Here is a 20,695-nt window from a genome sequence, read left to right on the forward strand (position 1 = left end):
CCGAACGATACCGTCTCAGGATCTGATAATATCGTCCCGTCTGAGCAGGTCTAATAATTGGCTTACTAAATTTGTTACCAATTGTTGACCTTCCAGATGAATCTCAGGGGATTCAGGCGCTTCGTAAACGGAGTCAATGCCGGTGAAGTTTCGCAGCTCTCCCGCGCGGGCTTTTTTGTACAGCCCTTTAGGATCGCGCGCTTCGCAGATTGCCAGCGGGGTATCCACAAACACTTCAATAAAGCGATTCTGCCCCACGCGCTCACGCACCATCTGACGTTCGGCGCGGTGCGGTGAGATAAACGCCGTCAGCACCACCAGCCCGGCATCCGCCATCAGGCTGGCGACTTCCCCCACCCGACGAATGTTCTCTTTACGATCTTCATCGCTGAACCCTAAATCGCTGCACAGGCCGTGACGCACGTTGTCGCCGTCCAGCAGGTAGGTGCTCACCCCCTGCTGATGCAGCGCCTCTTCCAGTGCGCCTGCCACCGTGGATTTACCGGAGCCAGACAGCCCGGTAAACCACAGCACAACCCCACGGTGACCATGGAGCTGTTCGCGCTGGGCGACGGTGACCGGATGAGGATGCCACACGACGTTCTCATCATGGGCGGCCATCACTTGCCTCCCAGCAGATCGCGTGCGCCCCAGTGCGGGAAGTGCTTACGCACCAGCGCGTTCAGTTCCAGCTCGAAGGCGCTGAACTCAGACGTCACGCTCGCCTGCGCGTCAGGCTCGCGCACCATGCCGGCACCGACGGTAACGTTCGTCAGGCGGTCAATGAAGATGAGCCCGCCCGTAACAGGATTCTGCTGATACGGATCCAGCACCAGCGGCTCGTCGAAGGTCATATCCACCAGACCGATGCCGTTCAGCGGCAGCTCGCTCACGTCACGGTGGGTCAGGTTGTTGATGTCCACCTGGAACTGAATGCCGTCCACGCGGGCGCGGGTTTTCTTGCCGGCGATTTTAATGTCATAGCTCTGGCCTGCGGTCAGCGGCTGTTCCGCCATCCACACCACGTCCACGGATGCGCCCTGCACCGCCGCCAGCGTTTCCTGCGCGTCGACCAGCAGGTCGCCGCGGCTGATATCAATTTCGTCTTTCAGTACCAGGGTTACCGCTTCACCTGCTCCGGCTTCCTCCAGATCGCCATCAAAGGTGACGATTCGGGCAATGGCCGATTCCACACCGGACGGCAGCACCTTCACGCGCTGGCCCACCTTCACCGCGCCGGACGCAATGGTGCCCGAGAAGCCGCGGAAATCGAGGTTCGGACGGTTCACGTACTGCACCGGGAAGCGCATCGGCTGGGTATCAACCACGCGCTGAATTTCAACGGTTTCCAGCACTTCCAGCAGCGTCGGGCCGCTGTACCACGGCATGTTCCCGCTCTGAGAGGCGACGTTATCCCCTTCCAGCGCCGACAGCGGCACAAAGCGAATATCGAGGTTGCCCGGCAGCTGTTCAGCAAAGGTCAGGTAGCTCTGACGGATCTCGTCGAATCGCGCTTCGCTGTAGTCCACCAGATCCATTTTGTTCACCGCCACCACCAGGTGTTTGATCCCCAGCAGCGTAGAGATAAAGCTGTGACGACGAGTCTGATCCAGCACACCTTTACGGGCGTCGATCAGCAGGATCGCCAGATCACAGGTGGACGCGCCGGTCGCCATGTTACGAGTGTACTGCTCGTGCCCCGGGGTGTCGGCGATAATAAATTTGCGCTTTTCGGTAGAGAAGTAGCGATAGGCGACATCAATGGTAATGCCCTGCTCGCGCTCCGCCTGCAAGCCGTCTACCAGCAGCGCCAGGTCGAGTTTTTCGCCCTGGGTGCCGTGGCGTTTACTGTCATTGTGCAGGGAAGAGAGCTGATCTTCGTAGATCTGGCGCGTGTCGTGCAGCAGACGTCCTATCAGGGTGCTTTTCCCGTCATCAACGCTGCCGCAGGTCAGGAAACGCAGCAGACTTTTGTACTGCTGGGCGTGCAGATAAGCTTCTACGCCGCCTTCATCGGCAATTTGTTGGGCAATAGTCGTATTCATGGCGGCTCCTTAGAAATAACCCTGACGTTTCTTCAGCTCCATGGAGCCTGCCTGGTCGCGGTCAATCACGCGGCCCTGTCGCTCACTGGTGGTCGATACCAGCATCTCCTCGATGATCTCCGGCAGCGTCTGCGCACTGGATTCCACCGCGCCGGTCAACGGCCAGCAGCCGAGAGTACGGAAACGGACCATCTGTTTTTTGATCACTTCGCCCGGCTGTAAATCAATGCGATCGTCGTCGATCATCATCAGCATGCCGTCGCGCTCCAGCACCGGGCGCTCGGCCGCCAGATACAGCGGAACGATCTCAATATTTTCCAGATAGATGTACTGCCAGATATCCAGCTCGGTCCAGTTGGAGAGCGGAAAGACGCGAATGCTTTCGCCCTTGTTGATCTGGCCGTTGTAGTTGTGCCACAGCTCCGGACGCTGGTTTTTCGGGTCCCAGCGGTGGAAGCGGTCGCGGAAAGAGTAGATACGCTCTTTGGCGCGGGATTTCTCTTCGTCACGGCGCGCGCCGCCGAAGGCCGCATCAAAACCGTATTTATTCAGCGCCTGCTTCAGCCCTTCGGTTTTCATGATGTCGGTATGCTTGGCGCTGCCGTGCACGAACGGGTTGATACCCATCGCCACCCCTTCCGGGTTTTTGTGCACCAGCAGCTCGCAGCCGTAGGCTTTGGCGGTACGGTCACGAAACTCGTACATCTCGCGGAATTTCCAGCCGGTATCCACGTGCAGCAGCGGGAACGGCAGCGTACCCGGATAAAACGCTTTACGCGCCAGGTGCAGCATGACGCTGGAATCTTTACCGATGGAGTACATCATCACCGGGTTAGAAAACTCGGCGGCCACTTCGCGGATAATGTGGATACTTTCCGCTTCGAGCTGCCGCAGGTGAGTAAGTCGTTTTTGGTCCATAACCGTTCCTTAAGCCAAATTTATAACAGAAGCGCCAAAGCCTTCTGTGTCGGTTGTGTGTTGGAACCAGGCGAGCGTGCTGTGCAGCTGCACCACTTCTCCCACCACAATCAGGGCGGGCATTGGGGCGTCTTTCGCCAGGGTTGCAAGGTCTTGTAAAGTGCCGATGGCGACATGCTGATCGACGCGTGTCCCGCGGGAGATCACCGCTACCGGCGTCGCCGCATCGCGACCGTGCTGAATAAGCTGTTCGCTGATGTCAGCCGCTTTCATCGTGCCCATATAAATCGCCAGCGTTTGTCGGCTCTGGGCGAGATGCGACCAGTCAAACGGCGTGCTGTCGGCTTTATAGTGCCCGGTCACAAAGGTCACGCTCTGGGCGTAATCGCGATGGGTCAGCGGAATACCTGCGTAGGCCGTGACGGCAGACGCCGCCGTAATGCCGGGAACCACCTGGAACGGGACGCCCGCTTCGGCTGCCGCCTGCAACTCCTCGCCACCACGACCGAAGATAAACGGATCGCCCCCTTTCAGGCGCACCACGGTTTTGCCCGCTTTCGCAGCGGCAATCAGCATTTGATTGGTGTCGTGCTGCGGCACGGAGTGCTCGCCGGCACGTTTGCCGACGCAGATTTGCTCCGCGTCACGGCGGATCAGCTCGCGAATACCGTCGGTGACCAGGTGGTCGTAGAACACGACATCCGCATCCTGAAGAACCTGGAGGCCACGCAGCGTGAGCAGCCCGGCATCGCCCGGCCCGGCGCCCACCAGAATGATCTCCCCGCCCGTACTGCCGGGGTTATCCAGTTCGTCTTCGAGGATTTGTTGCGCCGCCGTCTCGTTACCGGCCTGCATCAGGCTGGCAAAGCGGCCGCGAAACACACGCTCCCAGAAGCGACGGCGTTCCGTCACGCTGGTCAGACGCGTTTTCAGATGGTTGCGCCAGTAGCTGGCCTTCTCCGCCATGCGTCCGAGGCTGGTCGGCAGCAGCGCTTCGATTTTTTCTCTCAGCACGCGCGCCAGCACCGGGGCGGTGCCGCCGGAGGAGATCGCCACCAGCAGCGGCGAGCGGTCGACAATCGACGGGAAGATAAATGAACATAACGGCTGGTCGTCTACCACGTTCACCAGGCGGTGACGGGCCTGGGCTGCGTCGGAGATTCGGCTGTTGAGCGCCCGATCTTCGGTTGCCGCAATCACCAGTACCACGCTGTCGATCTGAGACTCTGCAAAATCCGCCTCTGCAACGATCTGCACCTGCGCCCCGGCGCGTTGCAGGAAGGCGATTTTGCGATCGGCAATTTCACCCGTCCCGACAACCAATACCGGTCGGTCTTTTAAGGCAGCAAAAAGGGGGAGATAGTCCACAGGCAACAACTCACTAACAACCACGAATAAAGGGACTATAGGGGGCGGCTTAGATCGAATGAAATTACGAATTGGAATGAGTAGTTACTCAATGGAATAACGCCGTGGAAAAGCAAATATCAAAAAGTGCTTAACACGCGAAATTTCGGGCATTTAAGAGCAATTCAAATTGTGTCTACCCGATCACAGTTTCATACTATGCGGGTTAAAATTTTGCTCTGTTTTTAAGGACTCACTATGTTTTCCGCAATGCGCCACCGATTCGTTGCCCTGGCGCTCGGCGTTTGCTTTATCCTTCCGGCTCAGGCAAAAAATCCATCTTACGGTGAAATAGCCAGTATGCAGGCGCGGCATATTGCGACGGTCTTTCCGGGCCGTATGACCGGAACCCCAGCCGAGATGCTCTCGGCAGACTATATTCGTCAGCAGTTTGCGGATATGGGCTATGAAAGCGACATTCGCGCTTTCCACAGCCGCTACATCTATACCACTCGCAATAAAACGCAAAACTGGCATAACGTAACTGGCAGCACGGTTATTGCGGCGCACGAAGGAAAGGCGGCTGAGCAGATTATTATTATGGCGCACCTTGATACCTACACGCCGTTGAGCGATGCCGATGTCGATAATAATCTCGGCGGGCTGACGCTTCAGGGACTGGATGATAATGCGGCGGGTCTGGGCGTGATGCTTGAGCTGGCCGAACGCCTGAAGAATATTCCGACGAAATACAGCATTCGCTTTGTTGCGACCAGCGGCGAAGAAGAAGGAAAACTCGGCGCTGAGAATCTCCTTAAGCGCATGAGCGCTGAGGAGAAGAAAAATACGTTGCTGGTGATTAACCTCGATAATCTGATCGTGGGGGATAAGCTCTATTTTAATAGCGGACAGAGCACGCCGAGCAGCGTACGTAAACTCACCCGCGACCGCGCGCTGGCGCTTGCCCGCACGCATGGCGTCTATGCCGCGACAAATCCGGGCGGTAACCCGGAGTATCCTAAAGGCACAGGCTGCTGTAATGACGGTGAAGTGTTTGATAAGGCGGGCATTCCGGTGCTGTACGTCGAGGCGACGAACTGGGCGCTGGGCAAAAAAGATGGCTATCAGCAGCGCAGCAAATCGAAAGCCTTCCCGGACGGGACCAGCTGGCATGATGTGCGGCTAGATAATCAGCAGCACATTGATAAAGCGCTGCCGCAGCGGATTGAGCACCGCAGCCGGGATGTCGTGAAAGTGATGCTGCCGCTGGTGAAGGAGCTGGCGAAAGCGGGGAAAGCCTGAGGCCGTTAAGCATAGTGCGGCCTTATGCCCTCACCCTAACCCTCTCCCACAGGGCTGAGGGTTCCCCACAAAATAATGCCTGCACAGACGGCCCCCTCTCCCTTGAGGGAGAGGGCTGGGGTGAGGGGGAACATACGGCTCTGGTGGTCATTCCGTTCACTTTATGTTCCTTGCTACTCTGTCACGACATGACCGGTGAACGTGCCAGGGTGGCTCAGTCGCCACCACCCTGGCGACCCGGGCTTCCGGCGGAAAATCGCCGCTTCGCGGTGCCTCCGGCTTTTTCCTTCCGGCTTATCGGGGACGGGCGGAGGTAACATCCCTGTAAAGCCCGCCCTCTCGGCGCATCCCTGCGCCTCGCCCCGGCCTACAGGAAACGCCTCAGCGATTTACAGCCGGACCGAGGCATCGCTGAAAGCCCTCAGTTATTCTGAGGCAACGTTATCGCTTTTGCTTTCAAATTACTGGGGATCCCTCAGCCCACAGGGAGAGGGAACTGTCCCGAGCTCGCCCAGGGGGGAGAGGGGATAAGGATTACGGTTGCAGGGCGTTTCCGACGCGTTTGTCTTTCAGGAATACCACCATCAGGGCAATCCACAGCACGCCGTTGGCGAGGTTGAACAGGCTGAACAGCCCGTTACCGCCGAAAGCATAAGCATGCTTGCTCACCTCAATTCCGACGGTGAAAATCAGCATTTGCAGCATCCCCATCGCGGCAGAGACCGTGCCTTTACTCATTTCACTGGCGAACAGCGTCAGGCGTACCAGACCGGCATTCGCCACGCCGATACCAAACGCGTAAATGCTCAGCCCCGCAGTCATCCACAGGTACGCATGAGACGAGGCTACGGTCGCCACCGCCGCGATAATCAGCCCTGCCGCTATGGGCCAACCGCCCATAATAATCAGCGAACGCACGGTACGGCGTGACGTCAGACGCGCCAGCACCAGGTTACCGATAATCAGCGCGCCAAAAATCGGCACCTGTAACAGGCCATACTCATAGCTGCTAAGCTGTTCGCCGCTGATGATAATGACCGGCGACTGGGCAATCCACGCCAGCAGCGGCAGGCTGACAAAGCCCGTCGCCAGCGCGCCCGCGACAAAACGGCCGTTTTTCAGCACCGCCTTATAATCACGCCCCAGCTCTTTAAGCGAGAGCTTTTCGCCCAGGCGGGTGGCGGTCTCCGGCATCGCACGGTGCAGACCAAAGAAAGAGATGGCCGCAAGCGCGGCAAAGAGCACAAACATCCCTTCCCACGGCGCGACGTGGACCCATGCGGCTCCCACCAGCGGCCCCAGAAGCGGTGCAATCAGCGCCACGTTCGCCATCAGCGCGGTAATTTTGACACATACCGCCTCCTCAAACGACTCCTGAATAGCGGCGTAGCCCACGGCACCAATAAAGCACAGGCTCACGCCCTGAAGGAAACGCAGCAACGTAAACTGCTCAATGTTCTGCGCCAGCAGCGTGGCGAGACAGGTGACGATAAACCATACCACGCCCGTCAGCATCACCGGGCGGCGGCCAATACGATCCGACAGCGGCCCTAAAAGCCACTGTAAAAACATGCCGCCCGCGAGATAGGCGGTCATCGATGTAGGTACCCACTCAATACCTGCGTTGTACTGCTCAACCACAGCCAGCATGCCTGGCTGGATCATGTCGTTGCCGATGTAGGTAGAGAATTCGTAAAGCACCAGACACAGAGGAAAAAGTAACGCCTGACGACCCAGACGATTACCGGAAGAAGAACGGTTTATCATGCAATCTCTTTAATATGAAAAAATCGCGATGAGTGTAATGAATTGTCGCTGTCTGAGATAGCAAATTAACGTGAAAAAACAGAAATAAGGCACTTATCGTTGTTGTTTAAGGTTTCCTTAAGTTGCCCTCCTTATGATAGTGCTATTTCACGTTATTGACCGAAACTATGACACACGCCGTCAGCCCTTCAGAATTATCTAAGTTACCGACAAATAAGACAAAACGCCTTTACCGTTTGCCTGCCCGCTTTTATGGTTATCAGCTTTTCGTGCTGATCGTCCTTGCGCTGCTTTTTACCTGGCTTTCGCGCGATGAATCGCTTGACCGATGGATCACCGGCTTCTGGTATGACGCGGCGACGCATCATTTCCCGCTACAGCAAAATCCGCTGCTGGATCTGCTCAACCATCGGCTGGCGAAATATGTGGCCATTGCCCTGGCCGTCATCGCGCTGGTTTACGGGACTTACAGACGCAATGCCCGGCTGGTGACAGCCGCGCTTCTGATGGGTCTGGGCGCGCTCGTTGTAGGAGCCCTGAAAAGCATGAGCCACCACAGCTGTCCGTGGGATCTGGTGGAGTATGGCGGCAAAGCCGTCTCGTATCCCCTGTTCAGCGCGATTCCGGCAGACAGCGGACCGGGACGCTGCTTTCCCGGCGGCCACGCCTCAAGCGGGTTTATGGTGATGGGGCTGTTTTTTGCCTTCTGGCGTGAACGTCCACGCCTGGCCTGGACCTATGTCGCGTTGGGCGTTGTTATGGGGCTGCTGATGGGATTCGGGCAGGTCATGCGCGGCGCGCATTTTTTCTCTCACAACCTGTGGGCCGGGTGGTGGGTCTGGTTTTCCCAGGTGCTGGTTTACGGGCTGGTTTCCGCCTGGTTTGCTAAAGAGTAACGAGATTATGTTAGAAAATCTGAACTACGAACTGTTTTACCTGCTCAACGCCACGCCGTCGTCACCGGAATGGATGATCGATCTCGCCACCTTCATTGCGAAAGATGTGATCAGCATTGTACCGGCGCTGGCGGTGATCCTCTGGTTATGGGGACCTCGTACACAGGTCACCGCCCAGCGCCATCTGGTGATCAAAATGGCGATGGCGATCGGCGTCAGCGTGCTGGCAAGCTACGTGCTGGGCCACGCCTTCCCACACGATCGTCCGTTTGTCGATCGCGTCGGCTACAACTTCCTGCACCATGCGCCGGACGACTCGTTCCCGAGCGATCACGGCACGGTGATCTTCACCTTTGCGCTGGCCTTCCTGTTCTGGCATCGCCTGTGGTCCGGCGTAGTGCTGATGGGCGTGGCGGTCGCCATCGCCTGGTCCCGCGTCTACCTGGGCGTGCACTGGCCGCTGGATATGGTCGGCGGTTTCCTGGTGGGACTGATGGGCTGCGTCAGCGCAGCCATCCTGTGGAGCCTCTTTGGTCCGGCGCTTTATCGTGGATTATCACAGGCCTATCGCGTTCTGTTTGCCCTTCCGATCCGCAAAGGCTGGATACGTGACTAACCCCGGTCCGTCAGGTTACACTTGAGCCCCCGCCCTGCGGGGGCTCACTTTTTTAGCCCGAGGATCTATGGAAACACGTCGCGATGACCGCATTGCTCAGCTGCTCCAGGCGCTGAAGCGCAGCGATAAGCTGCATCTTAAGGAAGCCGCTACCCTGCTTGGCGTGTCTGAAATGACCATTCGTCGCGATCTGAACAGCGACAGCGCCCCCGTTGTGCTGCTTGGCGGGTATATTGTTCTGGAGCCGCGTAGCGCCAGCCATTATCTGTTAAGCGATCAAAAAACACGCCTGGTGGAGGAGAAGCGCAAAGCCGCGCGGCTCGCCGCCTCGCTGGTGCAGCCGCATCAAACGCTGTTTTTTGACTGCGGTACGACAACCCCGTGGATCATCGAGGCCATCGACAGCACCGTTCCGTTTACCGCCGTCTGTTATTCGCTAAACACCTTCCTTGCCTTGCAGGAGAAACCGGCGTGCCGGGTGATTTTGTGTGGCGGCGAATTTCATGCCAGCAACGCCATTTTCAAACCGCTGAATATTCAGGACACGCTGAGCAATGTATGCCCGGATATTGCCTTTTACTCTGCGGCGGGCGTGAATGTGAAACAGGGGGCAACCTGTTTTAATCTTGAAGAGTTACCGGTGAAACAGTGGGCGCTCAACGCCGCACAGCAGCATGTGCTGGTGGTTGATCACAGTAAATTTGGCAAGGTCCGTCCGGCAAGGATGGGAGAGCTGTCGCGCTTTGACGCCATCGTCAGTGATTGCCGCCCGGATGACGAGCTGGTGGCATACGCGAAAGCGCAGCAGGTGAAGTTGATGTATTGAGGTTATGCCGGGTGGCGGCTTCGCCTTACCCGGCCTACAACGGCTCGAACGTAGGCCGGGTAAGCGCAGCGCCACCCGGCAAAAACTTAGCTGAACCAGCTGCCAAACCAGCCGTGGAATTTCATTAACACAAAGTCCCATATCCGGCTGAAGAAGCCGCCCTCTTCCACCGCTTCCATTACCACCAGCGGACGCTGCTCAATGGATTTGCCGTTAAGCTGGAAATCTATCGTCCCGACCACCTGGCCTTTTTTTAACGGCGCGGTCAGCTGTGGCTCGGTCAGGGTATAGCTCGCTTTCAGGTTTTTCAGCTGGCCGCGTGGAATGGTGACGGACCCCGCTTCACCTGCCCCCAGGTTTACTTCACTTTTATCACCAAACCAGACGCGCTGGCTGACGAAGGTGGCGTCCGGCTTAATCGGCGTGACGGTTTCAAAGAAGCGGAAACCCCAGGTCAGCAGTTTTTCTGACTCGTTAAAACGAATGCGGTCGGTTTTCGTGCCCAGCACCACCGAGATCAGGCGCATATCGCCCTGCGTCGCAGAAGCCACCAGGTTGTATCCGGCCCCGGCAGTTGTACCGGTTTTCATGCCGTCCACGTTAACGTTACTGCTCCAGAGCAGGCGGTTACGGTTAGGCTGGCGAATATTATTGAAGGTAAACTCTTTCTCTTTATGGATGGCGTACTCATCCGGAACGTCATGGATCAGCGCTTTGCCCAGCAGCGCCATATCGCGCGCGGTGCTGAACTGACCCGGCGCATCCAGGCCGTGAACGGTTTTAAAGGTGGTATTGGTCAGACCCAGTTTTTTCGCGTAGCCATTCATCAGCCCAATAAACGAGTCCTGACTGCCCGCGACGTAATCGGCCAGCGCAATACAGGCATCATTTCCCGACTGAATAATGACCCCTTTATTCAGATCGGAAACGGAGACCTGATCACCGGGCTTCAGGAACATCACGGACGAGCCGCGCAGCGCCGGGTTACCGGTCGCCCAGGCATCTTTCCCGACGGTGACCATGTCATTCAGCTTGATCTTGCCCGCTTTTAACGCCTGGCCGACCACATAGCTGGTCATAATTTTCGTCAGGCTCGCCGGGTCGAGTTTTTCGTCGGCGTTACCTTCCGCCAGCACTTTCCCGCTGGCGTAATCCATCAGGATCCAGGCGCGCGCATCAACAGGCGGCGCTTCGGGCGCTGTCTGTTCCGCCGCATGAAGCGTTGGGGCAAAAAGGAAAAGCAGCGCCGAGCCTGCCGCCAGGCTGCGCAGAGAAGAAGTTTTTTGCGTCATAAATGCCACCCGAGTGTCCATTCTAAAAATCACGTCACAATCACCGTGTCGCAAGAAGCGATGAGTAATAGCGCACTACAGCCTTCAAAGAAACCTGTTCCAGGTAAAGTTTTTAAAGTTTATGCAATAACATTCAGATACGCTTTGATTGCGGCGTTTTTTTTAGCATCTGTTGCGTAATTGTTAGGTTTATCTCACCATGGCGAAAAGCTGACTCGGATTCACATCTCATCGGGAGTAAATATGATTACGCTGTGGGGCAGGAACAATTCGACTAACGTGAAGAAAGTGCTCTGGACGCTCGAGGAGCTGGATTTACCGTTCAACCAAATTATGGCTGGCATGGCGTTCGGGGTGAATAAAGACGCCGACTATCTGGCGATGAACCCAAACGGGCTGGTGCCGTTGCTGCGCGATGACGAGACAGACGCCACGCTGTGGGAGTCCAATACCATTGTGCGTTATCTTGCCGCGCAGTACGGCCAGGGTCGCCTGTGGGTTGAAAATCCGGCCCAGCGCGCGCAGGGCGAAAAATGGATGGACTGGGCAAACCAGACGCTTTCCCCCACGCACCGCGTGATCCTGATGGGGCTTATCCGTACGCCGGAAGCCGATCGTGATTATCCCGCCATTCATGCCGCCCAGGACGCGTGCGAGTCGCTGTTTGCGATGATGGACGACGAACTGGCGAAGCATACCTGGTTCTCCGGCGACACGTTCGGCGTGGGCGATATCGCCGTCGCCCCCTTCGTCTGGAACCTCACTAACATGGGTCTCAGCTGGACCCCGCGCCCTCACCTTGAGCGCTGGATCCAGCAGCTCAGCGAGCGCCCGGCGTATCGCAACGTGGTGATGATCCCGGTGACCTGATTACGACCCGGACGGGCTGACTTTCCAAAGCTGCCCGTCCGTCTCGTCGGTCAGCACGTACAGATAACCATCCGGCCCGACGCGCACATCGCGGATACGCTGATCTTTATCCCCAAGAATTCGCCCATCCTCCGTCACGGTATTACCCTTCACGCTCAGCACGATGACGTCTTTCTCCTTCAGCGCGCCGATAAACAGCTTGTTTTTCCACTGCGGGAAGACGTCGCTGTTGTAGAACGCCATGCCGCTGACGGCGGGCGACACTTTCCAGACAAACAGTGGTTTTTCGGTGCCTTCAACGTGCTCGCCTTTTGCTTCCGGGATTTTCAGGCCGCTGTAATTGATCCCGTGCGTCGCCAGGGGCCAGCCGTAGTTTTTGCCCTTCTCAGGAATGTTAACCTCATCCCCACCGCGTGGTCCGTGTTCGTTGAGCCACAGCGTGTCACTCCACGGGTTCATCGCCATTCCCTGCGGGTTGCGAATGCCATAGGACCAGATTTCCGGGCGCGCACCGGCGGTGTTCACAAACGGATTATCCGGTGGCACTTTTCCGTCCTCCGTCAGGCGCACCACCTTGCCCTGAAGCTTGTCCAGATCCTGCGCCGTCGGGCGCTGGTTGTTTTCACCCAGGCCAATAAAAAGATGGCCTTTGCCGTCGAACACCAGCCGTCCACCAAAGTGGTTGCCGGTAGAGAGCTTCGGCATCTGTCGGAACACCACCTGGAAGCCCTCAATGCGCGACAGGTCATCGCTCAACCGCCCGTAGCCCACCGCGGTACCCGCTTTGCCATCATTACCTGCCTCGGCGAAGCTGAGCCAGACCCGCCGTGATTGTGCAAAATCCGGGGCCAGCGCGACGTCCAGCAGTCCGCCCTGGCCGCTCGCCCACACTTTCGGCACGCCGACAATCGGATCGGAGAGCCCTTTCCCTGCCTGCCAGTGCTTAAGCTGCCCGTCTTTGAGCGTGATGAGCAGCCCCTTGTTATCTGGCAGAAACGCCAGCGACCAGGGGTGATCCAGTTTTGTCTGTAGCACGTCGACCTTAACCGTCTCAGGCGCTGCAAGCAGTGAAAGCGGGAATAACAAGACTGGAAGGAAAATCAGCGAGGATCGAGGCATAACGCACTCCTTTATCGACATATGGCTTAAAGATTAGCCACTGTTCCCGGGTGCGTTACCACTTTTACAAAAGCTTAATCAGAAGGGGGAGTTGCCTCCCCCGGGTTCAGTGCCGGGCAAGCGTTTCCGGCTTGTTCAGACACATGATGCAAAGCGCGAGCGTGGTCAGGCAGTTTTCAAGCTTCTCCGCGTTAACGGCAATAAAATTCGGGCAGTCGTGACGTCCGTTCATCAAACAGACCCCGGCGATGGAGAGCACCTCGGCGGCGCGGCGCAGCGCCACTAATTCGCTTTCAGCGTAGTGCGCTTTCAGGATGGGTGCTTTTTCACGCATGAAATTGCAAAGTTCAAAGAAGTTATCACGCAGATTTTCGCTTTCGCTGACTGACATATACCCTTTCGCCTTGCGGAGTTGCAGATATGCAGCCAGGTCGATTCGGGCGTTGATCATCTTGTTAAGCAGATCGCGTTTCAGTCTGTCAACGGACATGCTATTCCTCCTCTGTCAGCCATGTTACCTCATTAAGAATAAGGTCATTTTTTGTACAATGTAATGCCTGGGATCAATAAACGATAACTGATTAACATTCTTTACAATGTTACAACGATTGCCGGCCTCAACTGCGCCATCAAGAGTGTATAAATCCCCTGCGATACGCTGTAAAATCCCGCCCTGATAACTCCATAATTGATGAATTTTTAACCTATGAGCAATGTTACGCACCCGCCGAAAATCGGCTTTGTCTCCCTGGGCTGCCCGAAGAACCTGGTGGACTCCGAACGCATCCTGACTGAACTTCGCACTGAAGGCTATGACGTGGTGCCAAGCTACGACAACGCCGACATGGTGATCGTCAACACCTGCGGCTTTATCGACAGCGCGGTTCAGGAATCCCTGGAAGCCATTGGTGAAGCCCTGACGGAAAACGGCAAAGTGATTGTGACCGGCTGCCTGGGCGCAAAAGAAGACCAGATCCGTGAAGTGCACCCGAAGGTGCTGGAGATCACCGGTCCACACAGCTACGAGCAGGTGCTGGAACATGTTCATCACTACGTCCCCAAACCAAAGCACAACCCGTTCCTGAGCCTGGTGCCGGAACAGGGCGTGAAGCTGACGCCGCGCCACTACGCCTACCTGAAAATTTCCGAAGGCTGCAACCATCGCTGCACCTTCTGCATCATCCCGTCGATGCGTGGCGATCTGGTGAGCCGTCCGATTGGCGAGGTGCTGGCAGAAGCCAAACGCCTGGCCGACGCGGGCGTGAAGGAGCTGCTGGTCATCTCCCAGGACACCTCCGCCTACGGCGTGGACGTTAAACACCGTTCCGGTTTCCACAACGGCGAGCCAGTGAAAACCAGCATGGTCGGCCTGTGCGAGCAGCTGGCTAAGCTCGGGATCTGGACGCGCCTGCACTACGTCTATCCTTACCCGCACGTTGACGATGTGATCCCGCTGATGGCGGAAGGTAAAATCCTGCCGTACCTGGATATCCCGCTACAGCATGCCAGCCCGCGCATTCTGAAGCTGATGAAACGTCCTGGCTCCGTTGACCGCCAGCTGGCGCGCATCAAGCAGTGGCGTGAGATCTGCCCGGATCTTACCCTGCGCTCCACCTTTATTGTCGGCTTCCCGGGTGAAACCGAAGAAGATTTCCAGATGCTGCTCGACTTCCTGAAAGAGGCGCGTCTGGATCGCGTCGGCTGCTTCAAGTACAGCCCGGTTGAAGGCGCAACGGCCAACGAGCTGGCGGACCAGGTACCGGAAGAGGTAAAAGAGGAGCGCTGGAACCGCTTTATGCAGCTGCAACAGCAGATCTCTGCTGAACGCTTGCAGGAGAAAGTGGGCCGCGAAATTCTGGTGATTATCGACGAAGTGGACGAAGAAGGCGCGATTGGCCGCAGCATGGCGGATGCGCCTGAAATCGACGGCGCGGTATACCTGAACGGCGAAACCAACGTCAAGCCGGGCGATATTATTCGCGTGAAGGTCGAAAACGCCGACGAGTATGATTTATGGGGCAGCCGGGTTTAATCTCCCCACGCCTCTGTTCCAGGCCGGGTAAGGCGTCGCCGCCACCCGGCACATTCCACAGCACTACCCTTTTATCCGCGGATCCAGCGCGTCGCGCAGCCCATCCCCCAGCAAATTAAACGCCAGCACGGTCAGGAAAATCGCCAGGCTCGGGAAGATCGCCACGTGTGGCGCAATCACCATATCCGCCCGCGCCTCGTTCAGCATCGCGCCCCACTCCGGCGTCGGCGGCTGTGCGCCTAACCCCAGAAACGACAGGCTGGCCGCCGAGATAATCGACACGCCTATGCGCATGGTGAAATAGACCACGATAGACGAGACCGTTCCCGGCAGAATATGGCTGAACAGGATGGTGGCATCGCTGGCTCCCATGCTGCGCGCCGACTCGATAAAGGTCTGCTGCTTCAGCACCAGCGTGTTGCCACGTACCAGACGCGCGAAAGCGGGAATCGAGAATACCGCCACGGCGATGATGACGTTCGCCATGCCGCTGCCCATCACCGCCACCACGGCAATCGCCAGCAGAATACCGGGAAAGGCAAACAGCACATCACAGATACGCATGATGATGCGGTCCCACCAGCCTTCGTAGTACCCGGCCGCCAGCCCCAACACGGTGCCAATTGCTGCGCCCATCAGCACCGCAAAGACCCCGGCCGCCAGCGAGATCTGCGCCCCTACCAGCACGCGGCTGAAAATATCGCGCCCGAGCGAGTCCACGCCAAACCAGTGCATCATCGACGGTCCATCGTTCAGCCGGTCGTAATCGAAGTAGTTTTCCGCATCAAACGGGGCTAACCAGGGGGCGATAATCGCCACCAGGATCAGCAGTAACACAAACAACCCGGCGACCATAGCGACGGGCTGACGACGGAATCGACGCCAGAACTCAATCCACGGGGTGCGAATATGGTCCGGCCTGATCCCCGGCATAGCGTTTAAAATGGCCTGGCGACGCCAGTTCAGTAATCGCATCTTACTTATACCTGATGGCCGGGTTAATGGCGGCGTACAGCACATCCACCACTAAGTTGATAAGAATAAACTCCAGCGAGAAAAGCAGGACTTCAGCCTGAATGACCGGATAGTCACGCATATCGACCGAGTCGACCAGCAGGCGCCCCAGCCCCGGCCAGTTGAAGACCTTCTCAACCACAATAGAGCCGCCCAGCAGGAAGCCGAACTGTAGCCCCATCATCGTGACCACCGGTATCATCGCATTACGAAAACCATGCTTCAGAATGACCCATTTCTCACTCACCCCTTTTGCCCGCGCGGTGCGAATGTAATCTTCGCTCAGCACGTCGACAAACGAGGCGCGGGTAAACCGGGCCATCACCGCCGCAACGGCCGCGCCAAGCGTCATAGAGGGAAGAATGTAGTGCTTCCAGGTGTCGGCCCCGACGGTCGGCAACCAGCCCAGCTCAACGGAGAAAATCTGCATCAGTAGCATGCCCAGCGCAAACGCCGGGAAAGAGATGCCGGTGACCGCCAGCGCCATACCGAGCTTATCCGGCCAGCGGTTGCGCCAGACGGCGGCGACAATCCCCGCGCCCAGGCCAAACACAACCGCCCAGCTCATACTGGCAATCGTTAACCAGAAGGTAGGCATAAAGCGGCTGGCAATCTCCTCCGACACCGGACGACGCGACACCATTGAGATGCCGAAATCGCCCTGAAGGACATTGCCAATGTAACGCAGAAATTGCCTGTACAGCGGCTGGTCAAGACCGAGCTGTTTACGCACCAGTTCAATAACCGTCGCATCCGCTTCCGGTCCGGCAATCAAACGCGCCGGATCGCCGGGCAGCATATGGACAAACAAAAACACCAGCACGGCCACAATCAGCAGCGTCGGGATAAGCCCCAGCAGGCGTTTACACACATAATTCAGCATGAGTTTTATTTTAAATCCGCGTCATCAAAGCTAAAGCCCGTATCCGGCATGATGTAAAAACCGGTCAGCGCTTTGTTGTGGGCTGAGACCAGTTTTTCCACCACCAGCGGCACCCACGGCGACTCTTTCCAGATAATGTCCTGCGCCTCTTTGTACAGGCGCGCTTTCTCTTCCGGTTTGGTGGTTTTCAGGGCATCGGCCAGATCTTTATCCACCTGCGGATTACTGTAGAACGCGGTATTGAACAGCGTTGGCGGCCAGTTCTGGGAAGCAAACAGCGGCGACAGGGACCAGTCCGCTTCACCGGTTGAAGCCGTCCAGCCGGTGTAGAACATCCGTACGCCGCTCTCTTTCTGTCCTTTGCCTTCCACTTCCGCCGCTCGCTGTCCGGCATCCATCGCCGTGACCCTGGCTTTAATGCCCACCTGCGCCAGCTGCTGCTGGGTAAATTGCAGCACCTTCTGCGCGGTACTGTGGTTATGCGACGACCACAGCGTGGTGCTAAAGCCGTTCGGATAGCCCGCCTCTTTCAGCAGCTCCCGCGCTTTCGCCGGATCGTACGGCCACGGCTGGTAGCTCTGCGCATACTCGATGGCTGGCGGCATCACGCCCGTCGCGGGAGTGGCGTAACCGGCAAAGGCCACCTTCACCAGCGCCTGACGGTTAATGGCGTAGTTGATGGCTTCGCGCACCTTCGGGTTATCGAACGGTTTCTGCGTGACGTTCATGCTGATGTAGCGCTGCATTATCGACGGGCTGGCCACCAGCTCCAGCTTACTGTTTTTCGCCAGCAGCGCCGCCTGTTCGTAAGGAATTGGGAAGGCAAACTGCGCTTCGCCGGTTTGCAGCATCGCGGCACGGGTATTGTTGTCCACGACCGGACGCCAGGTGATGGTATCCAGCTTCGGCAGCCCCTGCTGCCAGTATCCGGCGAATTTTTTCACCTTCACAAAATCGGTCTGGTTCCAGGTAAGCAGTTCGTACGGCCCGGTTCCCACCGGGTGGAAGCCAATCTCTTTGCCGTATTTTTTCAGGGCGGCGGGCGAAATCATCGCCGTCGCGGGATGCGCCAGAATATTGATAAACGCCGAGAACGGCTCTTTCAGGACGATCTTCACCGTCGCCGGGTCAACCGCCTCGGTGCTGGCGATATTTTTATACAGGTTGTAGCGCTTAAGGCCGTTCTCCGGATTGCTGGCACGGTCCAGGTTGATCTTAACCGCCTCGGCGTTGAAGTCGGTGCCGTCCTGGAACTTCACGCCGGTACGGAGCTTAACGGTATAGACCAGCCCATCGTCCGACACGGTATAGCCTTCCGCCAGCACGTTTTTCAGCTTCATCTCGCGGTCCAGGCCGAACAGCCCCTGGTAGAAAGATTTTGCCACCGCCTGAGAAAGGGTGTCGTTAGCATCATACGGATCCAGCGTCGTGAAGTTAGACCCCACAGCCACCACCACATCTTTCGCCGCGAACGCGGGGGCGGCGGCCAGCGCAGCCGTCACGCTCGCGGCAAGCAGCCATTGACGAGCAACAAAAGGAACCATTGTGTTCTCCTGCCTGTTGTAAGTTATAACCGCGAGAATGCATTGCCCTGACGCGGTGGTGCGACAAAATGACCGGGACCCACCTCACGCAGCGCCACGCGCTCAAGGGTTTCGCCCCGTTTACGAATATTGCTCGGCATTTCGTCCTGCAACAGCACGCGCTGGGCGTGACGATGCTCAGGATCGGCAACCGGTACGGCGGCCATCAGCTTGCGGGTGTACGGGTGCTGCGGGTTTTCAAACACCGCCCGACGGGGGCCGATTTCAACTATTTGCCCCATGTACATCACCGCCACGCGATGGCTGATCCGCTCCACCACCGCCATATCGTGGGAGATAAACAGAAACGCAATGCCTAAATCCCGCTGTAAATCGAGCAGGAGATTGATGATTTGCGCGCGGATGGAGACATCCAGCGCTGACACGGACTCATCCGCAATCACCACCTTCGGATTCAGGGCTAATGCCCGGGCTATGCAGATACGCTGTCGCTGACCGCCAGAAAATTCGTGCGGATAACGCCAGGCATGCTCCGGCTTCAGGCCCACGCGCTCCAGCAGCCACGCGACGCGGCGCTGCGCGGCTTCACCGTCGAGCAGGTTATGCACCCGCAGCGGCTCCATAATCGAGTACCCCACCGTATGGCGCGGATCGAGCGACGCATAAGGATCCTGGAATATAAACTGAATATCCCGGCGTACCGCCTGCAATTTACTGTTAGGTAGCGTGTCGATGCGCTCACCGTTGAAGGTGATGCTCCCCTCCTGCGACGCCACCAGCCTGAGCAGCGCCCGTCCGGTGGTGGATTTACCGCAGCCGGACTCCCCCACCAGCGCCAGCGTTTCGCCCGGCCAGAGATCAAAACTGACGTTTTCAACCGCATGCACTTCGCGCTTCACGCGATTGAGGATCCCGCTACGCAGCGGGAAACGGGTCACCAGGTTACGCACTTCGAGGATTGGCCTGCCGGGAACCACCGTATCCTGCTCGGTTTCGTCTTCCTGCTTGCCCTGTTCGGTCTGTGAGATCAGCGGAAAACGGCGCGGAAAATCACTGCCATTCATGGCCCCCAGACGCGGGACCGCCGCCAGCAGCGCTTTGGTATAAGAATGCACCGGCGCATGAAAGACCTGCTCCACCGTGCCGGTTTCCACGGCATTGCCCTGATGCATAACCAGCACCCGATCGGCAATGTCCGCCACCACCCCCATATCGTGGGTAATGAAAATCACCCCCATCTCCATCTCCTGCTGCAACACCTTAATCAGTTGCAGGATCTGGGCCTGAATGGTGACATCCAGCGCCGTGGTGGGTTCGTCCGCAATGAGTACCGCCGGACGGCACGACAGCGCCATCGCAATCATCACCCGCTGGCGCATGCCGCCGGAAAGCTGATGCGGGTAGCGGGACAAAATCGCGTGCGCCTCAGGGATACGCACCAGCTCCAGCATCCGTTTTGCTTCGTTGAGCGCCTCATCACCGCTCAGTCCCTGATGCAGGCGGATAGATTCGGCAATCTGCTCGCCCACCGGGAAAACCGGGTTCAGGGAGGTCATCGGCTCCTGAAAAATCATCGCAATGTCTGCCCCGCGCACACCCTGCATCCGGGACGCGCTCAGCTCGTTGAGATCGATAACCTGACGGTTGCGACGGCGCAACAGCATACGCTCGCTGGTGACCTGCCCGCCCGTCTGCTCAAGCAGACGCATCAGCGCCAGCGCGGTAACGGATTTACCGGAACCTGATTCGCCAACAATCGCCAGCGTCTCGCCGCGCCTGAGCGAAAACGATAAATTCTGTACTGCGGGGATGAACTGCCGCTCTTCCTGAAACGCAATATTCAGTTGGTGGACAGCCAGCACTTCGCAGTTGTCCAGCTCTTCACGGTGCGGCACGCAATGCCCCCTTATTCACGATAAATGCCTGTGCTGGGCGCATCGCCGGCATACCCCCACGCCCGGTACATTCCTTCACTGTTGAACGGCAGAGCCACGTTGCCCTCCCGATCCACCGCAATTAAGCCGCCAATCCCGCCCAGCGCCGGCAGTTTCTCCATCACTACCCGCTCGCAGGCTTCACTCAGGCTTAATCCGCCGTAATCCATTAGTGCGGTAATGTCGTAGGCCGCCAGCGCGCGGATAAACACTTCGCCGGTGCCGGTGCATGACACCGCCGCGGTGGCGTTATTGGCGTAACACCCGGCCCCCGGCAGCGGGCTGTCGCC

At 57.7% G+C, this 20,695-nt stretch carries 19 protein-coding genes; 6 read left to right on the forward strand and 13 right to left on the reverse strand.

Features of this window, described 5'->3' with window-relative positions; genetic code table 11:
- Positions 1 to 15: 15 nt before the first annotated feature.
- Genes cysC through cysG form a run of 4 tightly spaced genes read right to left on the reverse strand, consistent with a single transcriptional unit; the run spans position 16 to position 4,331 of the window.
- Positions 16 to 621 carry an adenylyl-sulfate kinase gene (cysC, locus tag DD606_RS13430; RefSeq protein WP_015571713.1) on the reverse strand — a complete coding sequence of 202 codons (606 nt, stop codon included), beginning with the start codon at positions 619 to 621 and terminating at the stop codon, positions 16 to 18.
- On the reverse strand, positions 621 to 2,045 hold the full coding sequence (gene cysN, locus DD606_RS13435) for a sulfate adenylyltransferase subunit CysN (protein ID WP_045343681.1): 1,425 nt from the start codon (positions 2,043 to 2,045) through the stop codon (positions 621 to 623). Before cysN ends, cysC begins: the two co-directional genes overlap by 1 nt.
- A 9-nt stretch (positions 2,046 to 2,054) precedes the next feature.
- A complete protein-coding gene (cysD, locus tag DD606_RS13440; RefSeq protein ID WP_006811770.1) occupies positions 2,055 to 2,963 on the reverse strand; it encodes a sulfate adenylyltransferase subunit CysD in 909 nt (302 codons plus the stop codon).
- Positions 2,964 to 2,972: 9 nt separating this feature from the next.
- Positions 2,973 to 4,331 carry a siroheme synthase CysG gene (cysG, locus tag DD606_RS13445; RefSeq protein WP_022651777.1) on the reverse strand — a complete coding sequence of 453 codons (1,359 nt, stop codon included), beginning with the start codon at positions 4,329 to 4,331 and terminating at the stop codon, positions 2,973 to 2,975.
- A 237-nt stretch (positions 4,332 to 4,568) separates the two neighbouring features.
- Between cysG and DD606_RS13450 the strand changes: the two genes are divergently transcribed.
- Complete coding sequence (locus DD606_RS13450; protein WP_023314743.1) at positions 4,569 to 5,612, forward strand: aminopeptidase; 1,044 nt, start codon at positions 4,569 to 4,571, stop codon at positions 5,610 to 5,612.
- 534 nt (positions 5,613 to 6,146) lie between these two features.
- On the opposite strand, the gene DD606_RS13455 is transcribed toward DD606_RS13450, so the two are convergent.
- Positions 6,147 to 7,379: an MFS transporter gene (locus DD606_RS13455; RefSeq protein WP_129258760.1), complete on the reverse strand. Its 1,233-nt coding sequence runs from the start codon at positions 7,377 to 7,379 to the stop codon at positions 6,147 to 6,149.
- A 167-nt stretch (positions 7,380 to 7,546) separates the two neighbouring features.
- Between DD606_RS13455 and DD606_RS13460 the strand changes: the two genes are divergently transcribed.
- The 3 genes from DD606_RS13460 to deoR all read left to right on the forward strand — a co-directional run bounded on the left by DD606_RS13460 (position 7,547) and on the right by deoR (position 9,717).
- Positions 7,547 to 8,275, forward strand: a complete 729-nt coding sequence (locus DD606_RS13460; protein ID WP_129258762.1) for a phosphatase PAP2 family protein — start codon at positions 7,547 to 7,549, stop codon at positions 8,273 to 8,275.
- 7 nt (positions 8,276 to 8,282) lie between these two features.
- Positions 8,283 to 8,891, forward strand: coding sequence for an undecaprenyl-diphosphate phosphatase (ybjG, locus tag DD606_RS13465; RefSeq protein ID WP_003858405.1), 609 nt, complete (start codon positions 8,283 to 8,285; stop codon positions 8,889 to 8,891).
- Between the two features lie 67 nt (positions 8,892 to 8,958).
- Positions 8,959 to 9,717: a DNA-binding transcriptional repressor DeoR gene (gene deoR / locus DD606_RS13470; protein ID WP_022650678.1), complete on the forward strand. Its 759-nt coding sequence runs from the start codon at positions 8,959 to 8,961 to the stop codon at positions 9,715 to 9,717.
- A gap of 86 nt (positions 9,718 to 9,803) precedes the next feature.
- On the opposite strand, the gene dacC is transcribed toward deoR, so the two are convergent.
- Positions 9,804 to 11,009, reverse strand: a complete 1,206-nt coding sequence (gene dacC, locus DD606_RS13475; protein ID WP_022650677.1) for a serine-type D-Ala-D-Ala carboxypeptidase — start codon at positions 11,007 to 11,009, stop codon at positions 9,804 to 9,806.
- A gap of 243 nt (positions 11,010 to 11,252) precedes the next feature.
- On the opposite strand from dacC, the gene DD606_RS13480 reads away from it, so the two are divergent.
- Positions 11,253 to 11,879: a glutathione S-transferase family protein gene (locus DD606_RS13480; protein WP_003858411.1), complete on the forward strand. Its 627-nt coding sequence runs from the start codon at positions 11,253 to 11,255 to the stop codon at positions 11,877 to 11,879.
- On the opposite strand, the gene DD606_RS13485 is transcribed toward DD606_RS13480, so the two are convergent.
- Together DD606_RS13485 and bssR are read right to left on the reverse strand one after the other, a co-directional pair.
- A complete protein-coding gene (locus tag DD606_RS13485) occupies positions 11,880 to 12,998 on the reverse strand; it encodes a PQQ-dependent sugar dehydrogenase (RefSeq protein ID WP_045347492.1) in 1,119 nt (372 codons plus the stop codon).
- A gap of 106 nt (positions 12,999 to 13,104) precedes the next feature.
- Complete coding sequence (gene bssR, locus DD606_RS13490; RefSeq protein ID WP_045336953.1) at positions 13,105 to 13,488, reverse strand: biofilm formation regulator BssR; 384 nt, start codon at positions 13,486 to 13,488, stop codon at positions 13,105 to 13,107.
- 216 nt (positions 13,489 to 13,704) lie between these two features.
- On the opposite strand from bssR, the gene rimO reads away from it, so the two are divergent.
- Positions 13,705 to 15,030: a 30S ribosomal protein S12 methylthiotransferase RimO gene (rimO, locus tag DD606_RS13495; RefSeq protein WP_022650675.1), complete on the forward strand. Its 1,326-nt coding sequence runs from the start codon at positions 13,705 to 13,707 to the stop codon at positions 15,028 to 15,030.
- A gap of 63 nt (positions 15,031 to 15,093) precedes the next feature.
- On the opposite strand, the gene gsiD is transcribed toward rimO, so the two are convergent.
- The 5 genes from gsiD to DD606_RS13520 form a co-directional block, all read right to left on the reverse strand.
- On the reverse strand, positions 15,094 to 16,005 hold the full coding sequence (gsiD, locus tag DD606_RS13500) for a glutathione ABC transporter permease GsiD (protein WP_045894913.1): 912 nt from the start codon (positions 16,003 to 16,005) through the stop codon (positions 15,094 to 15,096).
- A gap of 1 nt (position 16,006) precedes the next feature.
- Positions 16,007 to 16,927, reverse strand: a complete 921-nt coding sequence (gene gsiC / locus DD606_RS13505) for a glutathione ABC transporter permease GsiC (protein ID WP_006809475.1) — start codon at positions 16,925 to 16,927, stop codon at positions 16,007 to 16,009.
- Between the two features lie 5 nt (positions 16,928 to 16,932).
- The gene (gsiB, locus tag DD606_RS13510) at positions 16,933 to 18,471 is read right to left on the reverse strand and encodes a glutathione ABC transporter substrate-binding protein GsiB (protein WP_023324374.1); all 1,539 of its coding nucleotides are present in this window, start codon (positions 18,469 to 18,471) and stop codon (positions 16,933 to 16,935) included.
- Positions 18,472 to 18,494: 23 nt separating this feature from the next.
- Entirely contained in the window at positions 18,495 to 20,366 is a 1,872-nt protein-coding gene (gsiA, locus tag DD606_RS13515; protein WP_129258764.1) for a glutathione ABC transporter ATP-binding protein GsiA, read from the reverse strand.
- A gap of 11 nt (positions 20,367 to 20,377) precedes the next feature.
- The coding region (locus tag DD606_RS13520) for an isoaspartyl peptidase/L-asparaginase (protein WP_176691441.1) at positions 20,378 to 20,695 on the reverse strand (318 nt) is incomplete at its 5' end.

It is taken from the genome of Enterobacter cloacae complex sp. GF14B (assembly GCF_004136805.1).
In the GTDB taxonomy this organism is placed as follows: Bacteria; Pseudomonadota; Gammaproteobacteria; order Enterobacterales; family Enterobacteriaceae; genus Enterobacter; species Enterobacter hormaechei_C.